Origin of the sequence: Vibrio sp. (assembly GCF_048266485.1) — a bacterium.
In the GTDB taxonomy this organism is placed as follows: Bacteria; Pseudomonadota; Gammaproteobacteria; order Enterobacterales; family Vibrionaceae; genus Vibrio.
In genome coordinates, this window is record NZ_JBLWZK010000001.1 from 470,113 (window position 1) to 492,468 (window position 22,356).

General features: G+C 40.5%; 16 protein-coding genes and 2 pseudogenes. 4 read left to right on the forward strand and 14 right to left on the reverse strand.

Annotation, left to right across the window (positions count from 1 at the left end):
• Positions 1-95: 95 nt before the first annotated feature.
• Positions 96-491, forward strand: a pseudogene (locus ACN0T8_RS02150) (helicase-related protein); the annotation flags it as partial.
• 102 nt (positions 492-593) lie between these two features.
• Here ACN0T8_RS02150 and ACN0T8_RS02155 read toward each other — a convergent pair.
• The 14 genes and pseudogenes from ACN0T8_RS02155 to rsuA all read right to left on the reverse strand — a co-directional run bounded on the left by ACN0T8_RS02155 (position 594) and on the right by rsuA (position 17,095).
• Positions 594-1,060: pseudogene (locus tag ACN0T8_RS02155) on the reverse strand (YcxB family protein).
• Positions 1,061-1,323: 263 nt separating this feature from the next.
• Positions 1,324-2,199, reverse strand: coding sequence for a class A beta-lactamase (gene bla, locus ACN0T8_RS02160; RefSeq protein WP_417879026.1), 876 nt, complete (start codon positions 2,197-2,199; stop codon positions 1,324-1,326).
• A gap of 52 nt (positions 2,200-2,251) precedes the next feature.
• Positions 2,252-2,716: a methyltransferase family protein gene (locus ACN0T8_RS02165; protein WP_417879027.1), complete on the reverse strand. Its 465-nt coding sequence runs from the start codon at positions 2,714-2,716 to the stop codon at positions 2,252-2,254.
• Complete coding sequence (locus tag ACN0T8_RS02170; RefSeq protein ID WP_417879028.1) at positions 2,704-3,213, reverse strand: AAA family ATPase; 510 nt, start codon at positions 3,211-3,213, stop codon at positions 2,704-2,706. Before ACN0T8_RS02170 ends, ACN0T8_RS02165 begins: the two co-directional genes overlap by 13 nt.
• Positions 3,214-3,383: 170 nt before the next feature.
• Positions 3,384-4,586 carry an enoyl-ACP reductase FabV gene (gene fabV, locus ACN0T8_RS02175; protein WP_237295342.1) on the reverse strand — a complete coding sequence of 401 codons (1,203 nt, stop codon included), beginning with the start codon at positions 4,584-4,586 and terminating at the stop codon, positions 3,384-3,386.
• Positions 4,587-4,779: 193 nt separating this feature from the next.
• Positions 4,780-7,077, reverse strand: a complete 2,298-nt coding sequence (locus tag ACN0T8_RS02180) for an acyl-CoA dehydrogenase (protein WP_417879029.1) — start codon at positions 7,075-7,077, stop codon at positions 4,780-4,782.
• Between the two features lie 125 nt (positions 7,078-7,202).
• On the reverse strand, positions 7,203-7,832 hold the full coding sequence (locus tag ACN0T8_RS02185; protein WP_417879030.1) for a TetR/AcrR family transcriptional regulator: 630 nt from the start codon (positions 7,830-7,832) through the stop codon (positions 7,203-7,205).
• Between the two features lie 548 nt (positions 7,833-8,380).
• The gene (nhaA, locus tag ACN0T8_RS02190; RefSeq protein WP_417879031.1) at positions 8,381-9,550 is read right to left on the reverse strand and encodes a Na+/H+ antiporter NhaA; all 1,170 of its coding nucleotides are present in this window, start codon (positions 9,548-9,550) and stop codon (positions 8,381-8,383) included.
• 221 nt (positions 9,551-9,771) lie between these two features.
• Positions 9,772-10,896: a lipocalin-like domain-containing protein gene (locus ACN0T8_RS02195; RefSeq protein WP_417879032.1), complete on the reverse strand. Its 1,125-nt coding sequence runs from the start codon at positions 10,894-10,896 to the stop codon at positions 9,772-9,774.
• Entirely contained in the window at positions 10,896-13,349 is a 2,454-nt protein-coding gene (locus tag ACN0T8_RS02200; protein ID WP_417879033.1) for an ABC transporter permease, read from the reverse strand. The genes ACN0T8_RS02195 and ACN0T8_RS02200 overlap by 1 nt, the downstream gene beginning before the upstream one ends.
• The gene (locus tag ACN0T8_RS02205) at positions 13,330-14,001 is read right to left on the reverse strand and encodes an ABC transporter ATP-binding protein (protein ID WP_417879034.1); all 672 of its coding nucleotides are present in this window, start codon (positions 13,999-14,001) and stop codon (positions 13,330-13,332) included. Before ACN0T8_RS02205 ends, ACN0T8_RS02200 begins: the two co-directional genes overlap by 20 nt.
• Positions 14,002-14,179: 178 nt before the next feature.
• Entirely contained in the window at positions 14,180-14,854 is a 675-nt protein-coding gene (locus tag ACN0T8_RS02210) for a DUF2913 family protein (protein WP_417879035.1), read from the reverse strand.
• The gene (locus ACN0T8_RS02215) at positions 14,855-16,045 is read right to left on the reverse strand and encodes a Bcr/CflA family multidrug efflux MFS transporter (RefSeq protein ID WP_417879036.1); all 1,191 of its coding nucleotides are present in this window, start codon (positions 16,043-16,045) and stop codon (positions 14,855-14,857) included.
• Positions 16,046-16,393: 348 nt separating this feature from the next.
• Positions 16,394-17,095 carry a 16S rRNA pseudouridine(516) synthase RsuA gene (gene rsuA / locus ACN0T8_RS02220; RefSeq protein WP_417879037.1) on the reverse strand — a complete coding sequence of 234 codons (702 nt, stop codon included), beginning with the start codon at positions 17,093-17,095 and terminating at the stop codon, positions 16,394-16,396.
• Positions 17,096-17,828: 733 nt separating this feature from the next.
• Between rsuA and ACN0T8_RS02225 the strand changes: the two genes are divergently transcribed.
• The 3 genes from ACN0T8_RS02225 to ACN0T8_RS02235 all read left to right on the forward strand — a co-directional run bounded on the left by ACN0T8_RS02225 (position 17,829) and on the right by ACN0T8_RS02235 (position 22,328).
• Positions 17,829-19,121: an outer membrane protein transport protein gene (locus ACN0T8_RS02225; RefSeq protein WP_417879038.1), complete on the forward strand. Its 1,293-nt coding sequence runs from the start codon at positions 17,829-17,831 to the stop codon at positions 19,119-19,121.
• A gap of 171 nt (positions 19,122-19,292) precedes the next feature.
• A complete protein-coding gene (locus ACN0T8_RS02230) occupies positions 19,293-21,083 on the forward strand; it encodes a DEAD/DEAH box helicase family protein (RefSeq protein WP_417879039.1) in 1,791 nt (596 codons plus the stop codon).
• Between the two features lie 231 nt (positions 21,084-21,314).
• On the forward strand, positions 21,315-22,328 hold the full coding sequence (locus tag ACN0T8_RS02235) for a TRAP transporter substrate-binding protein (RefSeq protein ID WP_417879040.1): 1,014 nt from the start codon (positions 21,315-21,317) through the stop codon (positions 22,326-22,328).
• Positions 22,329-22,356: the final 28 nt, after the last annotated feature.

Below are 22,356 nucleotides of genomic sequence, written 5' to 3' on the forward strand. Positions count from 1 at the left end.
CCGCCATCGAAACTAAACGATGGCGGCTTTGTATTTTCTCTTGTGTGCTACACTCTGCACATATTTTTGAGAGGCAGCTCTTTCATAGCCTTTAGCAAACTCTCACAATTTTTAAACAACAAAACATCCAAGTGCTCATTGCGACCGACCTACTTACTCGTGGCATTCATATTGATGCGCTACCTGTGGTCATTAACTTTGATCTCCCTGAAAGTGCCCCCGTTTATGTTCACCGGGTTGGGCGTACTGCACGAGCTGGCCACACAGGGTTGGCAATATCTTTGGTGTGTCATGCGGAAACATTGGCATTAGATGCAATACGTAAGCTAACCCAACGCGAGTTGCCTCTCGATAATTTGGCGGATTTTCCTGCCACTGACACACCTAGTTCTGACGTAGCAAAACGCCCAACTCGTGACAAACAAGCGAACCGCCGCAGCGCACAGAAGCGTAGTATCAAAGAGTTTAAAGGAAAGCCAAAGCGCGGTTAAATAGACGGTAAGGAAAGTAGAATGGGAAAACCTTGTAAAGACTATACAAGGTTTTAGATTGTCGTATTTATTATTTCTCTATTTTTCGAATATTGACGGTCTTCATTTAACGGCTGCGTGCTGCTCTACAATGAACGCGATCGCTTCATCATTTAAGCAAGATTTACTGATATATTGACGTTGTTTGCCTATATGAAAAATAAAACCTAAATCGCTTTGTTGAACTTGGTCGATGTCAGTCCAGGCAATACTACGGCTGTTGGCTGAGCTATCATAACTCACACCGCTAGAGTTGACTTGAAATGTCACGTTGCTATTAGAGGCAGTACTGTACGCTTGTCGCCATACACACTAAGCACTTCAATCACACTCAGAACAATAAAGAACCAACCAACGTAACTGCTTGGCAATAGATCAAACTTAACGACAATCACCCCGAAAATAAGAAAAAACATAGCCTTGAGATAGGCCTTGGGAAATTTAGCGGGACGACTAGTTTGGTCATAACACTCTTCAAAAAAGCGCTTATCGAGAGTGTATTCTGTAGTGAAATCAAAATCTTTAGACATATATGGGTACTTTGAGGTTTTCTGTGAGTGAGTATTCCATGCTGCAATTTTGCAACTCGAATATTATATAGCTTCTTAGCGATTTTCTTGAACGACTTTGATTTCTCTTTTGTAAGTCAATGATTCTGACTGATACTACTCGAAACATAGTCATTTCGCTAATACCTAAAATTCCAATGTCAGATATAAAAGTTATCTTTATCTATTCACCATCAAGTACAGAAATCAGCTACCAGTCACTCCTTTAAAAGCGTGTTCATTTATTAATGAAGCTTTGCCACATAACTACCAAAAATCACTCGTCCAATATTAACAATCGCAGCATTTCGTTGTTCCATGGAAGCGTCTGTTTGAGCAATATAGATACTTATTATGGTGGGAGGTTGTTGGTCATTCCAAACAATCGCGGTGATACTTCTTGCGCCAAAGCCACCAGCACCGGAACGGTCTGCTATTTTCAAATCACTTGGTAATACCGAACGTAATAAATTTCCCGTCACTTGGTTATTGGCCATCCATTCGTTGAGTTGATCCTTGCTAGAATCAGACAGAGTGGAACCAAATAACAGTTCATTCAAGGTATTGGTTATGGCTGTTGGTGTTGTTGTATCTCTAGGATCATTGAGAGCGCCTTCATTCAAATCAGGCTCCATTCTATCCAAGCGAGTCTGTGTATCACCGATATCTTTAACAAAATTGGTGATACTTTGTGTTCCACCTACTGCTTTGATAATGATATTGGCCGCGGTGTTATCACTCATCGTCATAGCGGCGTGACACGCATCGGTCAGCGTTATTTCACTACCAACATACTTTTCTATGATGGGAGAATACGTTACAAGATCAGTACTCTTGACTTGAACCTTGGTATCTAAAGGAATCTTCCCGTTATCAAACTCATACAATAACTTAGCGCAAGCAATGGTTTTAAATGTGCTGGTAAGAGGAAATCTTTCATTGCCGTTGTGATCCCAATGTTCCCCTGTTTCAGTGTTTAAAATCGCTACACCAACTTGAGCATTGAGACTTTGTTCAACTAAGTGCACTTCTTGTTCAACTGGCATAAACGACTCGCTGGATGCAAATGTTACAGAGGGTGCAAAGAATAATAATGCCAAAAGGTTATTTAACAATTTCATCTTGATAAGCTCAAAATTTAGACGGGAGATGAATATAGACTAATAAGCTGCTTTATAACCAGCGGCGTACTTTCTGGCAATAGTCGGTGTATTGCTTACCAAACTTTTGTTGTAGGAAACGTTCTTCAGGTTTGATTTGAAATTGGGTGATATAGCAAATAAAACCGAGACATACTCCGATGGTTAACCAGTTACTCAACCACACCGAAATCGCCAGTAAATTAAGTAGCATTCCAAGGTACATTGGATTTCGTGAAATACGATAAATACCACTAGTAACCAGTTTATTGGTGGCGTGTTTTAAATCGGGATGAATGGTGGTTTCTGCTTGAATGAACTTCTTTACACCGGTCATCGCAAGCATTAAACCAATAAGCACTAAACCTAGTACCATTTCCAAACGATATTGCCCTACTCCTAGTTTGTCATTGGGTAGCCAATAGTCGAGCCCAAACATGATGATTACGGCAATGAGAGCCACAATCGGCGGTTTTATTTTTAAATCTAATGACTGCATATTTTTTCTTTACGAATAGTTTTGATCGTAAAGCCTTCTTGTGACTTAGGGGCTTCGAAATATTGGGTTACGTGGTGAAACATAGCTTCGGTATCGAATCTCACTCTGGCTGGTTGCTCTATTCGTCTATGTTTAATTTGTTGCAGACAAACCTCATCATCCGCATCGATATAAATCAGTTGATGCTTAACCTGAGCATTTTCAAATAACTGCTTAAACCATTCTCTTTGTTGATAAGTATTGGCAGGGAAATCGAGTATAACATCCGTTCCCGAAGTGAGAATTTGTTGGATATGTTTGGAGAGTAGCGGTTTTATTCTTGATGCAAATTTTAAATATTCTTCAAAATTGCTGATTTGATCAGGGTACAACGCCGTTAGCCACTCATCTTCGCTGATATGAACCGCTTTAATCTCTTTGGCCAATTGTAGAGAATGTGTCGATTTACCGGATCCCATTTTGCCGGCATAAAAATAAAGTGTTGCTACGTTTTCCATGCTCTCTACCCCACAAATAACCACGCTGTCTTTGATAATTAACCTTAGCTTAGGTTAGTTATACCATTAAAACATAGACCAGATCTAAGGTAGTCTCTTTACTTTTTAGAAAGAATAAAAAAGACGCCCCGAGGAGCGCCTTATATTGTATTCACTTTAACGTATAAGAATTAGATATCTTGAACGTCGAAGTTAACTTCTGGGTTTACGTCAGCTTCGTAGTCAACACCATCAACACCGAAACCGAATAGTTTCAAGAACTCTTCTTTGTACTCAACGTAGTCTGTTAACTCTTTCAAGTTTTCAGTGGTGACTTGAGGCCATAGGTTACGGCAATGCTGTTGAATGTCTTCACGTAGTTCCCAATCATCTAAACGAAGGCGGTTTTTGTCATCCACTTGTGGAGCGCTGCCATCTTCTTTGTATAGACGTTGAGTAAACATGCGGTGAATTTGCTCCATACAACCTTCGTGTACGCCTTCTTCACGCATTTTCTTAAATACCATTGCGATATAAAGAGGCATAACTGGAATGGCAGAACTTGCTTGAGTCACAACACTCTTCAATACGGCAACATTCGCAGTACCGTTAAGGCCTGCTAGCTTTTCATTTAATGCGGTTGCTGCACGATCTAGGTCCATTTTTGCTTGACCTAGTGCGCCATCCCAATAGATTGGCCATGTTAGCTCAGTTCCGATGTAGCTATAAGCGACAGTTTTACAACCTTCTGCTAGTACACCTGCTTCAGATAGCGCTGCCATCCAAAGTTCCCAATCTTCGCCACCCATTACAGTAACAGTATCTTTGATTTCTTGTTCTGTTGCTGGCTCGACACTGGCTTCAATAATAACGTCTTTATTGGTATCAACTGCGGTTGCTGTGTACGTTTCACCAATTGGTTTAAGCGATGAACGAATCACTTCACCGGTTTCTGGCATTTTACGTACTGGCGATGCTAATGAGTAAACTACCATATCGATTTGGCCAAGATCAGCTTTGATCAGGTCGATGGTTTTTTGTTTTGCTTCATTTGAGAAAGCATCACCATTCAGGCTTTTAGAGTATAGGCCTTCTTCTTTCGCTAACTTGTCAAAAGCTGCTGAGTTATACCAACCCGCTGTGCCAGTTTTTTTCTCTGTGCCAGGCTTTTCAAAAAACACACCGATAGTTGATGCACCACCGCCAAATGCAGCTGCAATACGAGATGACAAGCCATAGCCACTTGAAGAACCAACCACTAGTACGCGCTTTGGTGCGTTAGCAATTGGGCCTTGAGCTTTTGTGTAGGCAATTTGTTCTTTTACGTTTGCTTCACAACCCACTGGGTGTGTTGTTGTACAGATAAATCCACGGATTTTCGGTTTGATGATCATATTCAGCTTCCTTTAAAAAACCCCTGTAGGATAAAAGTTTATCCGAGGTTTCGCATCTTATTTCTGCATTTTTTGCTTATATAGCCAAGTGGTTAGACCTGTTTAACCACAACTTCACTAAAGCAAAAACGCCACAGTAGCTGTGGCGTTGTCATTAAGTATACTCAATTTTGTATGGTATGCGCACGTTCAATCAAGCGGCGCTATCAAGCTTTTTTGACGACTTCTCCTTTTTCTCTGCATCATGAGTACGAATTTCACTGAAATCATGGCTAAAGTGATCCACTTGAATTGAACGGTAACGAATTTCGTCCGCTTTCATCACTTGCTCCGCTTCGTCTTGGGTTAAGATTTTTTGCTCAACCGCCGCTTGTAAACGCTCTTTTAATGGACCAGCTTTTGCTAGCTTGCCATCTTTAACTGCTTTCATCATTTTACGCTCTAGATGCTTCACACCGTACATGGCAATGAACGCTCGTTCGATAAGCCCAACGCTGTCATTTTCATCATCGCCAATGTAGCAAAGGCGCGTTAAACGTTCACGATGTGCTCCCGGTGTCATTAAGCTTTCTGCCACTTTAGTTTTTTGCTTATCAGACGGTGCTTTAAAGCGATTACCTAATGGGAAAACCAACACTTTTAGTAGCATTCCAGCAACTCGACTCGGCATATTGCGGTAAGCTTCTTCTAAACCGTTGGCTGCCTGACTTAAGCAATGATTCATCGCATAATGAACGTAATCGAGATCGTCTTGCTGACAGCCTTCATCTTCATAACGTTTTAGCACTGCTGAGCCTAAATATAAATAACTCAATGCATCACCAAGACGCGCGGACAACATCTCTTTACGTTTTAGCTCACCACCTAAGGTTAGCATGGCAAAGTCTGTCGTCACCGCTAATGCTTTACTTAAACGAGTCATATCGCGGTAATACTGCTTCGTCGCACCAGAGGTATGAGATTTCGCAAAGCGAGAGCCCGTCAATGCCATGCTAAACGCCCCTAAGCTATTTTTAATGGCATAACTCATGTGTTTAAATAACAAGTCATCAAACGCTTTTGCACCGGCTTTTTCATCTGGATTTGCCGCCGCTTCCATTTCAGGTAGGACAAATGGATGACAACGCGTTGCGCCTTGTCCGAAAATCATCAAGTTACGGGTTAAAATGTTCGCGCCTTCTACAGTGATCGCAACTGGTACGCCATAGTAATGATGCGCTAAGTAGTTCATTGGGCCAGTTTGAATCGCTCGGCCTGAATGAATATCCATTGAATCGTTTAATATGGTACGCGCCATTTCTGTCATGTGATATTTAGCAATCGCGGTAACAATCCCCGGTTTTTCACCCATATCCAATGAAGTCGTAGTTAAAGTACGCGCCGCTTCTAGCATGTACGTCATGCCACCGATACGCGCCATGGCATCGGCAACGCCTTCAAACTTACCAATCGACATACCAAATTGCTTACGTACATAAGCATAAGCGCCGGTTGTACGGCTAGTAAGATGACCAATCGCAGTACCAAGTGCCGGTAGAGAAATACCACGGCCCGCGGACAAACATTCCACTAGCATTCGCCAGCCTTTACCTGCGTAATCTGCACCGCCAATGAGCCAATCCATAGGAATGAAGATATCTTCACCGCGAGTTGGGCCATTCATAAAGGCTAACCCTAGTGGATCGTGACGCTCGCCAATCTCTACCCCTTCGTGATCGGCAGGAATCAGCGCACAAGTAATGCCAAGATTTTCTTTATCGCCAAGTAGGTGATCTGGATCGTCTAACTTAAATGCGAGGCCAAGTACCGTAGCCACTGGCGCAAGAGTGATATAACGTTTATTCCAGCTGAGGCGAATACCCAGAACTTCTTCGCCATTATGCATGCCTCGACACACCACGCCTTTATCTGGAATGCCACCAGCATCAGAGCCCGCTTCAGGGCCAGTTAAAGCGAAACATGGAATATCTGTGCCATCAGATAATCGTGGTAGCCAGTAATCTTTTTGCTCTTGTGTACCATAATGCGATAGCAGCTCACCCGGACCCAAAGAGTTAGGAACCATTACGGTTACAGCGGCACTAATACTGCGAGTAGCAATTTTAGTAACAATCGTTGAGTTTGCGTGCGCCGAAAAATTCAAGCCGCCATAAGCTTTATCAATGATCAGAGCAAAGAACTTCTCTTTGCGGATGTAGTCCCACACTTCTTTTGGAAGATCACGGTCTTCTTGTACCACTTTGTAGTCATCAAGCATCGCAAGTAATGTTTCAACTTGATTATCAATGAATGATTGTTCTTCTTCTGTCAACGTTGGTTTCGGATAGTTATGCAATGTTTGCCAATCTGGTGTACCTGAGAAAAGCTGACCATCCCACCAGACACTACCCGCTTCCATCGCTTCTCTTTCAGTACTAGAAAGCGGCGGTAATACTTGTTTAAACCATTTAAACGCTGGGTCACTGATCCATTTTTGTCTTAGCGAGCTCATAATCTATTCCTTTTTATCCACGTTATTCATTTAGTTGTTTTTGTTATGTTCAAGTCCAAGCATAGAAACTGTTCTTCAATATTTATGCTTGAAAGCTAGGTTTAATAAAATCCAGGTTTAAAAATCTAGGCTTGAGCGGCAACCCCTGCCGCTAAAAATGGGATTAACTGTTGAATAAACACATCGGAATCGACTTTCTTTCCATAAGAGTTATAAGCAATTTCCGCAAGTGCTTGACTTGATGACATGGTGAATACACAAGTACCTAAGGTGAAGTGTAGTCGCCAAAATAGAGTTTCAGCATCTAATGCTGGGTTGGCTTTTTTTACCGAGTCCGTAAATAGGTTAAGTACACTGCTGTATTGAGTCGTAATAAACCAACGTAGATGCCCTTGCACATCGGTATAACCACGGCCAATCAACAACATAAAACGACTTGCACCATTTGGACGAAGGTTATCAAGAGATAATACTGGATGTGTTAACGTATTAAACACCTCCGTCATGGTGTAATTATCACTTTGATTCAGCTTTGTTAGGCTTTTTTCCAACTCGGGCATAAAGGCTTCTAAGTAACGGTTAAGCACCGCTCTCACCAAAGTTTTCTTATCACCAAAATGGTAGTTTACCGACGCTAGATTTACATTAGCTTTAGTAGTGATCGTACGTAATGACGTATCATTAAATCCGTGTTCAGCAAACAATGCTTCTGCTACATCCATGATTTTTGCTTTTGTCTTATTCTTAACCGTCATTTCAATCGCTCGTATTAAACACTTGTTTGAATATTATCAGGATAGATCAATTGAACAAGCGGCAAAGATCACAAATGCGAAACATAGTTCACCAATAAATTTAATAAATATGCCCAAGTGACTTCAAGATGAAGCTTCCGAAAGGCAAGTTAAAGTTATATGGATATAGCAAGTTCGACACGTTATAAATAATCTCGATTTTTTTGAAAAAAGATTGAACCGAATGTAATTAACCCAGTCCTATATTACGTAGCAAGTGGAAATAAGCTGGAAACATGTCTTAATTTGTTCATCCATCAGTTTTCTACACCTAACTGCAATTTTTTCATATACAACTCCTATATTGTTTTTAGCCCATTTCAAATTGATTTGGGCTTTTTTTTGTCTTCATCAATCTGCCCTATCGAGTTTCTATAGACGTAAAAAAGGCCACTCCTTATGAAGTGGCCCCTTATTTACGCTGAAGTGGCTTAGTGTTCTTAAGTCATCAAGCTTTCTTAAATGCCCCGATCTTCTTAAATAAGTTCGCTTTATACCATTAAGATAGCTTACTCTTCTGTAGCAACTGATGTTGTCGTCTGCTTAGGTAAGAAACAATGCAATAGCACATAACCTAAAATTGCAGCAGTCGTTGAGCCAATTAAGATGCCAAGACGTGAATAAGTATCAAATGCAGCATCAACATTAGTAAAGGCCAGTGATGAAATAAAGATCGACATAGTGAAACCGATACCACATAGTACTGAAACCGCAAAGATATGCTTGAAGTTTATCCCTTCTGGTAATTGAGCAAAACCAGATTTTACTGACACCCAGCTGAAGGTAAATACACCTAGGGGTTTACCAACTATTAGACCTAACGCAATACCCATTGGTACCGTTGATGACAAGCCCGCTAGTGAAACCCCTGCTAAAGAAATACCCGCATTTGCAAAAGCAAAAAGAGGTAAAATCAAGAAGTTCACATAAGGATGCAATGCATGCTCTAGTGATTTCAGTGGAGATTTACCGCTTTCTTCACCTTTTAGGGGAATAGCAAAGCCGATTAATACACCTGCAAGCGTTGCGTGAACACCTGACTTCAGAACGCTCACCCATAAAATGAAACCGACAATCAAGTACCAACGTGTTTTGGTGACATTTTTCATGTTCATGTAGAACAAAACAGCGGTCGCAATAAAGCCTATCAGTAAAGCAAGGCTTGATAGATCACTTGAGTAGAATAGAGCGATAATAACAACGACACCTAAATCATCAATGATCGCTAAAGCAAGTAAAAATACTTTTAAGCTCACAGGAACACGTGGACCTAGTAACGCCATAATACCGAGTGCAAAGGCAATATCCGTTGCAGCAGGAATAGCCCAACCACTAGCAGCAACAGGATCACTGTAATTAAATACAAGATAGATTAAAGCGGGTGCAAGCATGCCGCCGACGGCCGCAATCGCTGGGAACATAGCCGTTTCTTTAGAACGTAATGCTCCTATCAGTAATTCACGTTTTACTTCCAGACCAATAAGTAAGAAGAACACCGCCATCAAACCATCGTTGATCCAATGTGATGCTGACATACCTAAAATGTAGGTATGGAGTGTATCTTGGTATAGGGAACCATATGATGAATTGGCAATCAGCATTGCAATAACAGCTGCAATCACGAGAATGATGCCACTTGCTGATTCCATCTTAAAAAAATTAACTACTTTATCGCGCATAAAACCTTTTCCTTAGTCTAGCGTAACTCATCTGATAATACATGCATCGATAGTATCTGGATAATTTAAACTATAAAAATCGATTGTTTAGATACGAACACTCGAATTTTCCGAATTAATAAAATTTAAAAAAAGTCTTTCACATATATACCCAAGTTAACAATATGAATGGCTCACATTTAACTTACCAAAAATCATACAAATAAGAATGATAGATGAGCCTAGTACCCCGTCAATTGCATAAAGCCAACACCTCTATGGCTTCCTGTGATTTGAATAGGCCCTTCCCATGACGGGATCCAAAATGGTAACCATAACTCTTTATTTAAAGATTGAGTAATCAAGCTGATTTGATAGTTTGGTAGCTCAATAACCCAACGTAAAGGTAAAAGTCTTCCATTTAGTAATTGTTGATTTTCAATTGGGTAAATTCTCACTTCACTATCTTTAATCTTCACTGTTGAGCCATTTTTATTCGATAATGAACCTGAAATATAGCGCATATTCTGTGGATTATGATATTGGGTTAAAGATAAGACTCGCCCATCGGATAAATGAAGGTTAAAGGTATCCCAACGCAATGAACGATTGGCGACAAGATGGTTACCCCACTCTTTATCTAACCAAGCAACACCTGACACATTTACTTCTTTACCATTCAAAATCAAACGTCCTTTAGCCTTAATAAAAGGAGCGCTAAATGAATAAGATGCGGTAGACATTAGATCGTGTGTTTTTTTATAGCCTTTATCACCATTTAAAACAAAAGGTCCATAAGCTGCATTTTGTAGTGAGACTTGAAAATCGTCGGTTTTAACATTCAACTGGCTTGCGATGGCAAAATTATTATTCGAAACCCAACTCCAATCATCGATCCATAGCCTAAACGGGTACATCATCACTCCGGCCTGCCCAATACCGCCACGGGCAATACGCTGCTGTGACCATGAATGCCTGGAAGTTGAGACAACGACTTGCGCCGTATAGATTTGTGCATTTCTCCAGCCCACGCCTTGATGATCACCATTAGCAACACGATAAACCGTCCACTGCACGCCATAGTCCAAGCCATCATCGCCTTTTAAGTTGGCACTGTAGTGCCAAACTTCATTATGAAAACCATTATGTTCAGAAAAATCTTTGCCGTACTTAATCGTATAATCTGGTAAAACCGGATCATATACAGCTTGATTACCTTCTTTCGATTCCGCTTGAAGATGAAGCTGATCAATTTCTTTCGCTACTAATCCTTTAACTAAGTGAGGGGCGAGCAAACCTGATAACAGCAAGAAAGCAAGCGTCACCACAATCGCTTTAAATATCCATTGGTGTTGTTCAGTCTTCATTATAATGAGTCCCTCAACAACTTCATTGGCGTCGATTTAACCATGTGCCAAACTGGCCATGCTCCAGCAATAAACAAACTCGAAAGTGACCAAACAAAAGTAGAAATATATTGTTCAGGCAATAAAGTGATTTGCATGGTCCAACCAAAAGCATTTTTAAGAACGACATCCACCATTAACTGCGCCACTAAAATACCAAGTGGTAAAGCAATGAAAGCAGTAAATAGCCCTATCGCAAGCAATTGTAGTGCCCCTAAAATAACTAACTCTCTACCAGAAACACCTAAACAACGCAGTAAAGCAACTTGCTTTTGCCTTGAAACTTCACCGGCAACGGTTGAAACAAATAAGCCGAACACCGCAATAAACAAGGTAATTTTCCCTAAGGTATCCGCCACTTTAAAGGTTTGATCAAACGCAATCATCGCCTTCGTATGCATAGCATTATTGTTATAGATTCTTTCCGGAGACAGGCTATAAGTTCTTTCCATCCGCTGTATTAAGTCACTTGGCTCGACTTGTTCATTCAATACAACACCTAAAGCCACATCGCCTTGGCCTTGGAAGGTGTCTGACCATTTATGTTCTGAGATAATCACCTGGTTATATGGATTTCCATAATCATAATAAACGCCTAAAACAGGCCAATGTCCACCTAAAGGCTCAGGTAAATTAATAATATCGCCAGGATGAATGTTATGTTTGAGTGACATCGATTCACTGACCATCACACCTCGATCATGATGCAAATGATACCAAAACTGTGGGACTGCTAATTTCACTGTTAACGATTTACGCTCACCTTCTGTTTCACCTGAGCTCACAACCTGGACAGTTTCTGTATTGGTTTGCAGTGATTTCTCCCACCGCCACCAAACACTCTTCACTTCAGGTTGTGTTTCAAGCCAATGGCTCATTCGAGCTGCAGAGGATATTGTCGGAGTAATATATAAATCAGCAGATAGCCGTTGAACCAACCATTTATCTGTCGTCTCTTTAAAGCTATGAACCATCGTTACCACGCCAATATTGGTTGCTAACGCCAGCATAAATGCCATTGCGGCAACACCACGATAACTCATACTGGCAGCCATATCAGCAAAGAACCAACGAACTTTGACCCACGGCATAGTATAAGAGAAGCTGGTAAATAACTTCCATAAACAATATGGCATCACCAAGCCAACACTCACTAATATTAATGCAATGAGAGTAAAGCCTTCTTTTTGATTACTCGGTGATTGATACAAAGCCACCGCCGCCACAGTACATATACAGGCGACAAAAGCTTGTAAACTAAACTCTCGACCAGCAAAACGCATTAATGATAAACGAGAAGTGAGTCGAATAGGTTGAGAGCGAACCAATCGAACAAGCGGCCAAAAACAAGACAATAGACAACCAAAGATAGACATCAATAAGCTGTATTGAATCCATTCCCAGTCCCATTTAATAGATAGGCCAACATCGGCATTATATAAATCACTTAAACTTGCTGAAACCGAAGGCATGAGTCGGTTCGCCAAAGCCAACCCAAGTACGGTGCCGCTCAACCAACTAATTAAAATCCAAGCCATAACTTCTAACAACAATGCTTTGGTTAACTGCCAGCCAGACACACCTGTTAAACGTAAAATACCCACTAGAGGCTGACGTTGGATAAAAGAAAGTGACATTGCTTGATAGAAAATAAATAAACCCACAAGGAAAGACAGCATTCCCATCGCAGTTAAATTCATATGAAAAGCTTTAGTGAGCGAACCTAGCTCAACACGAGTATTACGATGCAAGGAAATACCATCAGGCAAATAATTACGTAATTTTTCTAATTTAGCCGGTGACATTGCAGTACAAGCAATCATATCAAAGCCTGAACTACGATTAAGCTTTCGAAGCAAAGACATATCTGCTACGAGTCTTGAACCCGAAATTCTTCCTTTAGTATCTACTTTGATCGGCCCAATTTTTTCGCCTGATTTTAAAGTGATAAAATCATTATCAACTATATCTAGGTAGTTAGATAATTGAGAGCTGATCAAAATTGGATATGGAGGACGCATCAGCTCAAGCATATCCGAAGAACCAAAACTTTGATTCTGCTTGAATGACAACATTATCACCGGATCAAAACCCACAATATTGAGTTGCATGCCACCTTCAGTCACAATTCGATAGTTATCAAAAGGGGCACATTGATGGAAACCATTGCGTCTTAATTGAATGTAAAAACCTTGAGGAATTTTATTACCCGTCAGTTTCGGCTGAATTCGATATGGGAGTGGATTTGAAAATAGCTTTTCACCATTAGCATAACTCTGCTTGGCATGATAATTAACCGCTAAAACACCGACGAACAGCGATATGCCTAGTGTTAAACCTAGCCATACGAGAAGAATTTGAAATGGGTGGCGACGATAATGGCCAAGTAGAGCTTTAGCTACGGGCCACAACATTCAACGCGCCTCCTTGTAATCGAACACAACCTTCCAAATGTGCAGCTACCCTTTCACTGTGAGTCACCAGTAATAAAGTGCAATTCATCTTACTCGACAGACTCGTCAATAAACGCATCACCGCTTCGGCATTTTTCTCATCTAGACTACCGGTTGGCTCATCCGCTAATAAGATCGAAGGCTCCATATATAATGCACGAGCAATCGCGGCACGTTGTTGTTGACCACCGGATACTTCTTCAGGATAACGGCCGAGCAATGGCATTAAGTCAAGTGAGGATAATATTTGACGCCAGAGATGTGGGTCTTCTGGTAAACCTTTTAATTGACGACAAAAGCGAATATTATCGGCAATATTCAGCGTTGTTAGCAAATTAAATTGCTGAAAAATAAGCCCAATATTATTACGACGAAAAGCATTTTTTTGTCTATCAGGGGCATCGTGCATAGGAAATTCAGAACAAATTACTTCACCAGAATCGCAAGAATCTAACCCTGCAATAATGTTCAACAATGTACTTTTCCCTGAGCCACTTTCTCCCATTAAAGCAAGTTGGGCTCCACGGTCTAATGATAACTCAGCACCTTGTAAAACGGGGTTAAATACGCCCCCATCAATATAACCTTTACAAAGATTTTTAAGATAAAGCATTAAACTTGCACCTGCGACCAATAATAAGAAAGGAAATTTACACTAATTAGCTTGTTGTAGGAAGAGCTTTACCCTATATGACCTGAGTTACCACTGTATATAACATCGACATACCAAATATCAGGCACCAATTCAATAAAACCACACCCCCTAAGTAACCAACTGATAATTAAAACTATCAATAATTCATTGGAATTTCAGCCAATTTAGGCCCAATATTGTACGGGTAAACGAGGTATTCACCGTGATACTTCACAATGGATTTATAATCGGTTTGCTTATGCAGTAAGAAACCTTGCTCTGTTGCCTCGGTGATAAAAGCTGCATGGTTTCCTCTTACATAAAAACTCATCGGTTTAGTTAGTAACTCACCATCAAAGCAATCATCACATTGCTTAGCACATAAAACAAATGAGTTTGGCTGATCGGCAAAAATTTGTGTCTTTTCAGTTAACTCAAATTCATTAACGACTTCCCACCCCTTCGCTTCCATGTGATCCATAAAAGCTTCAATATCCGAATCTTTCAGCACTTTAGGCTCAGATTCCACGGGCAGAAAATGTTGGTATAATTTTGCAATGCGTTCAAACGTCACAAGAAGGTCACTACCTGCCCCTTTGCTACGGCTCAATTTTTGCCAACGAATCAGATCATTTTTCACACACCCATCAAATTCTTGAGTCTTTATGCTTTTCGTTACCCAGCGAGCTAAAAAATGAGTATTTGTAATCGGTGTATTGGCCAACTTACCGTTTTGATGCTGTTGCTTTAATTCTGATAAAGCACTGGTCACTACTCGTTGGATCTCTTGTGAATATTGCATGTTTTTCTCTAATTCAAAATTTGTATTCATTTAAGCATTTCGGCTCAATAACCAATAACAACTTGCCGACAATACTGCGCATAGGAACATTGCGATTACCATCGGCCATACATAACCGCTTGGTAAGAAAGCAATCAACGCACTGATGGCAGCACCCACGCCAAATCGTAGTGTACCGGCAAGCGAAGAAGCCGTGCCCGCCATTTGAGGGTAACTACTTAACAGTAATCCCATTGAGTTGCTACCGATAATCGAAATGGTACCAACAAATAAAATCACACAAGGCACTATCGCCCATAAGCCTAAACCTAATAACCAACTCGCCAAAAGTGCTACGCCAGCAAAAGTTTGGCACCAGAGACCAAAACGTAGCATCCAGTGCGAGCCCATTTTACGGACTGCGCGACCATTAAAGCTAGTCATTGCCACCATACCAACAACATTTAACGCAAACAAATAGCCAAAGTATTCTGGTTGTACGCCGTAGATATCAATATACACAAATGAACCTGCGGTAATAAAAGCAAACATACCAGCAAACGAAAATGCACCACAAAAGATAAGGCCAAAGACTACAGGGTTGGTAATTAATTTAAAATAATTACGCATGGTGATTTTAAAGCGTAAAGTTTGCTTGTTTTCAGGTGCTAGCGTTTCAGGAATGTTAAACAACACCGCTAATAGAACGAAGAAAGACACCGCTGCAAGTACGGTAAAAATAGAACGCCAACCAAACCAAACCGCTAAGTGGCCACCAATCATAGGCGCCAACAAAGGTGAAATGGTAATAACCAAGGTAATAAAAGACATCGCTCGAGCAAATTCTTCTTTATCGAACATATCTCGAACTATGGCTTGCACAATCACAGCCGCTGCTGCACCAGCAAAACCTTGTGCAAATCGAGTGTATAATAAAGCTTCAATACTCGTCGTTGTAGCGCAAATAATAGAAGCAATTGCAAAGAACACAATTCCTCCCATTAAAATTGGACGACGACCATAACTGTCTGCTAAAGGTCCATGCAAAAGTTGCCCCAAAGCAAAGCCGGCTGTATAAGCGGTTAGCGTCGCCTGTACCAGGCCATGATTCACCATAAAGTCATTGGCAATAGTCGGCATTGCAGGCAAGTACATATCAATAGCGAATGGTGTTAATAAACCAATCGAACCTAAAATCAGAAATAAAACAAAGCTGCTTTTAGGTAAGGAAGTTTGCGGCATAGCGTGTCCTTTGTGAAAATAAATAAACAAACCACAAGTTGATAATTAGCGGCTTGGCTAAATATATAAAGAGATAAATAACATAAAGCTTTCATACCCGAATGACTTCAAGATGCAGAATTCAGAGCTCTCATCCAGGCCTTTAGGTAAAGAAGATTGGCGAAGGAATGTAGGCCCTTTCAAACCAATCTGACACGGCATAAAGGCTGGATGAATCTCACGAAAGGCAAGTTAAAACAAGCTGTATGCTAAGTTAAATTGCCAAGAGATAGAATCACTCTGATCATATTCAATTTGCCTTGCCTAAAACTTATTTTACTCTTGCTGAAACTTGCATCTCAACGTTACTTAAGTATAAATTGCAGCGACTTCTTCATTTGTTAATGGACGGTACTCACCAGGTTCAAGCGTCTCATCGAGAACAATCATACCAATTGATTCACGGTGTAATTGCTCAACTTTATTACCTAGAGCAGCAAACATACGTTTTACTTGATGGTACTTACCTTCCGAAATCGTCAGCAATAATTCATTTTGAGAAAAGTCCACGACTTCCATTTTTGCAGGAAGTGTCAGCCCTTTTTCGTTTCTCAATTGAATACCGTCTTGCAATTGTTGGATGTAATCATCACCAATCGCATCTTCTAGCCATACTCGATAAGTTTTCTCACATTTGTGTTTTGGCGAAGTAATACGATGTGACCATTGACCATCATCAGTAATTAATACCAAGCCTGTAGTATCGACATCAAGACGACCTGCGAAATGAAGCTTATCCATATTTACTTCATCTAATAGAGCAAACGCCGTCGGGTTATTGCTATCTTCATGTGAACAAACAAAGCCATCCGGTTTGAACAGCATGAAGTAACGAGGACCCGGCATAGGTAAATGACGCTCTTGCCACTCAACATAGGATCCTTCCCCTACCTTGATTGAGGCGACTTTAACTATCTGCCCATCTACTGTTACTTCACCACGACGCAATAAAATCGTTGCTTCCCGGCGGGTTACCCCTAATGTTTCACATAAAAACTTATCTAAACGCATGAATACCTCTAGTCTGACTATCGCTTGTTGATCGAGTCAGCACACATAAATGTTGCTATAAACACTAGGGTTGGTTGAGCTTTTATCAGCATTTTTGCAGTGAAAGACCCACCATCCCTAATTCCAGCATGAGATATCATTATAGAGATATTTGCTTCATTAGTTGAGCTATTTCACAAAATTGATTTATTAATGAATTAAAGAAAAATACAACGCTCCAAGATCAGAAGGTAATATAAATCCTGTTATTTAAAAATCGACCCTTTTCTGGTTAAATAACAAACAACTTTATTGCAGATATTTTTTATTTTCTATTTATAGCTTTCTTAAATAGCTTTGTATCATTTTGTCACAATTAAATTTATCTTAGTTTTTTGCTTAATTTATATTCATAAAATAATGAAACATTATTTAGGCAATAAATTAACCCCCTCGACCTTAGTCTAAAATGAAATCAAAAAGTTAAGACACTGTTAGACCTTAGTCTTAACCTTCATCATCAGCATTATTTGACCAAAAAATAAACAATACAAAAACCAGACCATTATCAATAAGTTATACTGGTCATACCTGATTTATGGGAAGAAATAAGATAAATTGCAAAATTATTAACCTTGTAGCATTTTTTGAAAATTTAAATACCAAATTATCACATTAAGTAATAAAACTATTAACAACACATCGGACCAAGCCGATGCGGCACAATAAAATAATTAATGTGTAAGGGATGACAATGAAAAAAACACAATATTCACTATTAGCAATTTCGATTGCTCTTGCCTCTCAAGTTCATGCTGCTGGCTTCCAAGTAGTAGAACATTCCGCCTCTGGCCTAGGTCGTGCATTTTCTGGTGCAGGTGCTGTTGGTGACAACGCCAGTGAAATGTCAGCAAACGCCGCATCAATGATGCTATTTGAGAAGAAACAATTTTCTGGTGCAATTTCCTGGATTGAGCCTGAAATTGATGTCAAAGGTAATGATGCTACAGCTATTCCTGGGACAAATAATTCAGCAAACGACATCGCACCCTCCCAAGTTGTTCCTGCCTTTTACTATGTCAACCCTATTAATGAGCATTGGGCTTGGGGAATCGGCATGTACACTGATTACGGTGTAGCAACCGAATATCCTGGTGACTTTTTAGCTGGTGATATTTCAGGGGAAACTTCTTTAACTACTTTTAAATTTAACCCGAACATTGCATATAGATTAAATGACCACTTCAGTGTTGGTGCAGGCTTCAACGTAACTTATGCAAAAGCTGAATTAAAAAGAACTAAAGGTGCATTATACGTTGCACCGCCTCAATTTGGCGGTGGTGGTTCTCCATCTAATACTTTAATAAAAATGGAAGGAGATACCTTCGGTTATGGCTGGAACGTAGGTGCCTTATATGAAGTCAATGAAAACAACCGTTTTTCTGCTTCCTATAAATCAGCTGTCAAACTAAAGTTTGAAGATGGTGATTTTACTGATGGAGCTGGAGCATTTACAGGACAGCCTGGCTCAACAAATAATGCAGATTTAGATATTGAACTTCCTGATATTGTTATTCTATCCGGTTTCCATCAACTAAATAATCAATGGGCTGTTCACTATAGCTGGCAATGGACAAACTGGAGTAAGTTTACAGATTTAACTGCAACAGGAAGTGCTTGTGTCATAACAAGTGGAACATGCTTTACTAAGCAAGAAAAATATGATGATAACCAACGTTGGTCGATTGGTACTACTTACCAACCTACTGATAGCGTAATCCTACGTGCAGGTTTTGCTTATGATGAACAAGCTGGTCAAGCCACGTTAAGTATCCCAGATACTGACCGTTACTGGTACACAGCAGGTATAACTTACCTATGGACAGAAGATCTATCTCTTGATGCTGGCTTTGCTTACATTGATGGAAAATCAGGCAACTTTGATGAAACATCTAAGACTGGATCTATCACTGGCTTACCTCAAAATAACTATAACTCATCAGGTCCAGCTTACATCGGTTCTGTACAGTTAAACTACACATTCTAAGCCTTGCTTAAATGAACGACTAAAGCCCACCATCTCGGTGGGTTTTTTTATCGACGCTCCACAGCCAAGCCGAGTCATGAGAAACGAAGTACCCAAGATTCTAGAAATGCCCTAGTATTTCCCCACCAAGCCTATTATCCTTTCACCTTCTTACTCATTCGCTGATTTATCATGTTCAAACTTCGCCCTTATCAAACCGACTCCGTAAAAGCCGTTATCCATTACTTTCGTAATAATAGTGAACCTGCCGTGATTGTTTTGCCAACTGGCGCAGGTAAAAGCCTAGTGATCGCAGAACTGGCTCGATTAGCTAAAGGTCGAGTATTAATGCTAACCCACGTGAAAGAATTGGTTGAGCAAAATCATGCTAAATACGAAAGTTATTCCACAGAAGATCGTCCTCTTAAAGGTGGCATTTTCTCTGCAGGGTTAGGTCGAAAAGAATCAAATGAACAAGTTGTCTTCGCTTCAGTACAATCGGTAGTACGTAATCTTGATGCCTTTGCCAATCAATTTTCATTATTGGTAATTGATGAATGTCACCGAGTACCTGACAACCCGAAAAGCAGCTATCGAAAGGTAATTTCACACCTACAAACGATCAATCCCGGCATCAAAGTACTCGGTCTCACCGCAACTCCTTATCGCCTTGGCATGGGTTGGATTTATCAATATCAAGTACGTGGCAAAACTGGCCAAGTGAAATCACAAGAACCGCGTTTTTTCCGCGATTGTATTTTTGAGCTACCGATTCAGTATTTATTAGATGAAGGTTTCTTAACCCCAGCCAGAATGATTGATGCACCGATACTGAGCTACGACTTCTCTCATTTAAAACCCGCACAAGCTGGACGCTACAAAGAAGCCGACCTCGATTTAGTTATTGAGCAATCCAAACGTGCTACGCCACAGATCATTGAGCAAATTATTGAACTGGCGAAAGACAAACAAGGCATTATGATTTTTGCCGCCACGGTTCGTCATGCTCAAGAAATTCTCACCCTTTTACCTGCAGAACATTCAGCACTGGTTATTGGTGATACGCATCAAACCGAGCGTGATCGCATCATTAATCAATTCAAAGACAAACAAATTAAATTTTTAGTCAACGTATCGGTATTAACCACTGGTTTTGATGCACCTCATGTTGATTTAATTGCGATTCTTCGCCCCACTGAATCTGTCAGCTTATACCAACAGATCATCGGCCGTGGCTTGCGTTTAGCGGAAAATAAAACCGAATGCTTAGTACTGGACTATGCGGGCAATAATTACGATCTCTACCAACCAGAAGTTGGTGAAACCAAACCCGACCCAACGAGTGACGCCGTCACTATTCCTTGCCCTGCTTGTGGCTTTAATAATACCTTCTGGGGCAAACTGGATAACAATGGCATGTTAATCGAACATTATGGCCGCCGTTGCCAGGGTTACTTTGAAGTGTTAAACGAAGAAGACAGACCTACCGGTGAACGGGAACACTGCGGTTATCGTTTTAAAGCTAAATTCTGTTCTGAATGTGGTGCGGATAACGACATTGCCGCACGAATCTGTCATCAATGTGACGCCACCCTAGTCGATCCAGATAAAAAACTGCGTGATGCACTAAACCTCAAAGATGCCCTAGTATTTGAATGTAAAGATATGGAACTGAACGTTCACAAAACCCAAGATGGCAAATCACAACTTAAAGTCACCTACTCTGGCGAAAGCAATGATGAACAACCTGCCGCTTTAGTTCATGAATTCTGGTCATTAACCACAAAAAAACAAAAGCAAAACTTTGCTGAGCAATTTGTGCGTCCTCATCTTGCCGATAGACATCGCCCTTTTGAAGAAAGCTCACCAACCAAAGTCGTGAATCATCAACATCGATTCCGTCTGCCTTTGTTTATCATTGCTCATAAATCAGGTCGTTTTTGGAAGATCCGAGATAAGATCTTCTCCGATGAGTTAAGCTAAACCTCTCCCGCACTGGCACGACTTCCTTGAATAAGGTGTGCCAGATCTCTCAACTCACCACCTCAATTAACCTTAATCATTCATTAAATCATTTTTTGTGATCCAGTTAATAGCGAAGGTAAATAGTTACCGGTAACATTTCATTTACAAGTTACCGGTAACATTATTCTAATAATCGGAACTTATGCGCCAATACGTAATGTCTAAACGTGCAACTAAAAGGACTATAGAATGAAACTTACTCGCACTCTACTTACTGCTGCTTTAGCTGGAATATTTTCCACCTCTGTTTTAGCCGCTGACTTTAATTTAAAAATTCAATCATCCGATCCATCTGGTGATAAAAATTTCCAAGTACAACAAAAATGGGCGAAAAGCGTTGAAGCCATGTCTGATGGTCGCATCAAAATCTCCCTACTTCCTGTTGGTAGTGTTGTAAAAAATACCGAAACTTTAGATGCCATTCGTCAAGGTATTTTAGATGGTCAACTTACAGCAACAGAGTACTTCTCAGGTAAAGATCCAGCTTTTGGCCTAATTGGTAATATGGTTGGTGCTTGGTCAAACACTGGACAACTACTTCAATACATCAATTACGGCGGTGGTTATGAACTCATGACCGAGCTGTATAAACCTTATGGCGTAAAATTTATCGGTGGCTCGACTACTGGGGTTGAATCATTGGTATCAAAAGTTCCACTTGATGGCGTTGCCGATCTGAAAGGTTTAAAAATTCGTGCACCTGAAGGCTTAGTTCAACAAGTTTTCGCTGCAGCAGGTGCAACGCCCGTAAACTTACCGGGCTCGGAAGTATTTACCGGATTAAGTAAAGGCGTTATTGATGCGGCTGACTACACAGTATTTTCTACTAACCAAAAAGCTGGTATGAACGATATTGCCACTCACCCTGTTCAGCCGGGTTTCCACTCTCTACCTCTGATTGATATTTCAATTAGCCAAAAGAAATGGGACAAGATGTCACCAGATCTACAAGAAATTCTTACCGTATCAGTTCGTGACTTTGCTAATGACATGACAACAGAACTTCGTATTGCAGACCAAGCCGCGGTCGCCAAAGCCGAAAAAGATCCCAATATCACTATTCATAATTGGTCTGCCGAAGAACGTAAAAAATTCCGTACGATTGCAAAAACCCAATGGAAAGTATTTGCTGAGCGCTCACCAAATGCTCAAAAAGTCTATGACTCTGTAACCAAGTATTTAGAAGAGAACGGGTTACTGTAATTTCTCAACAAGTACTATCTGAGGACGG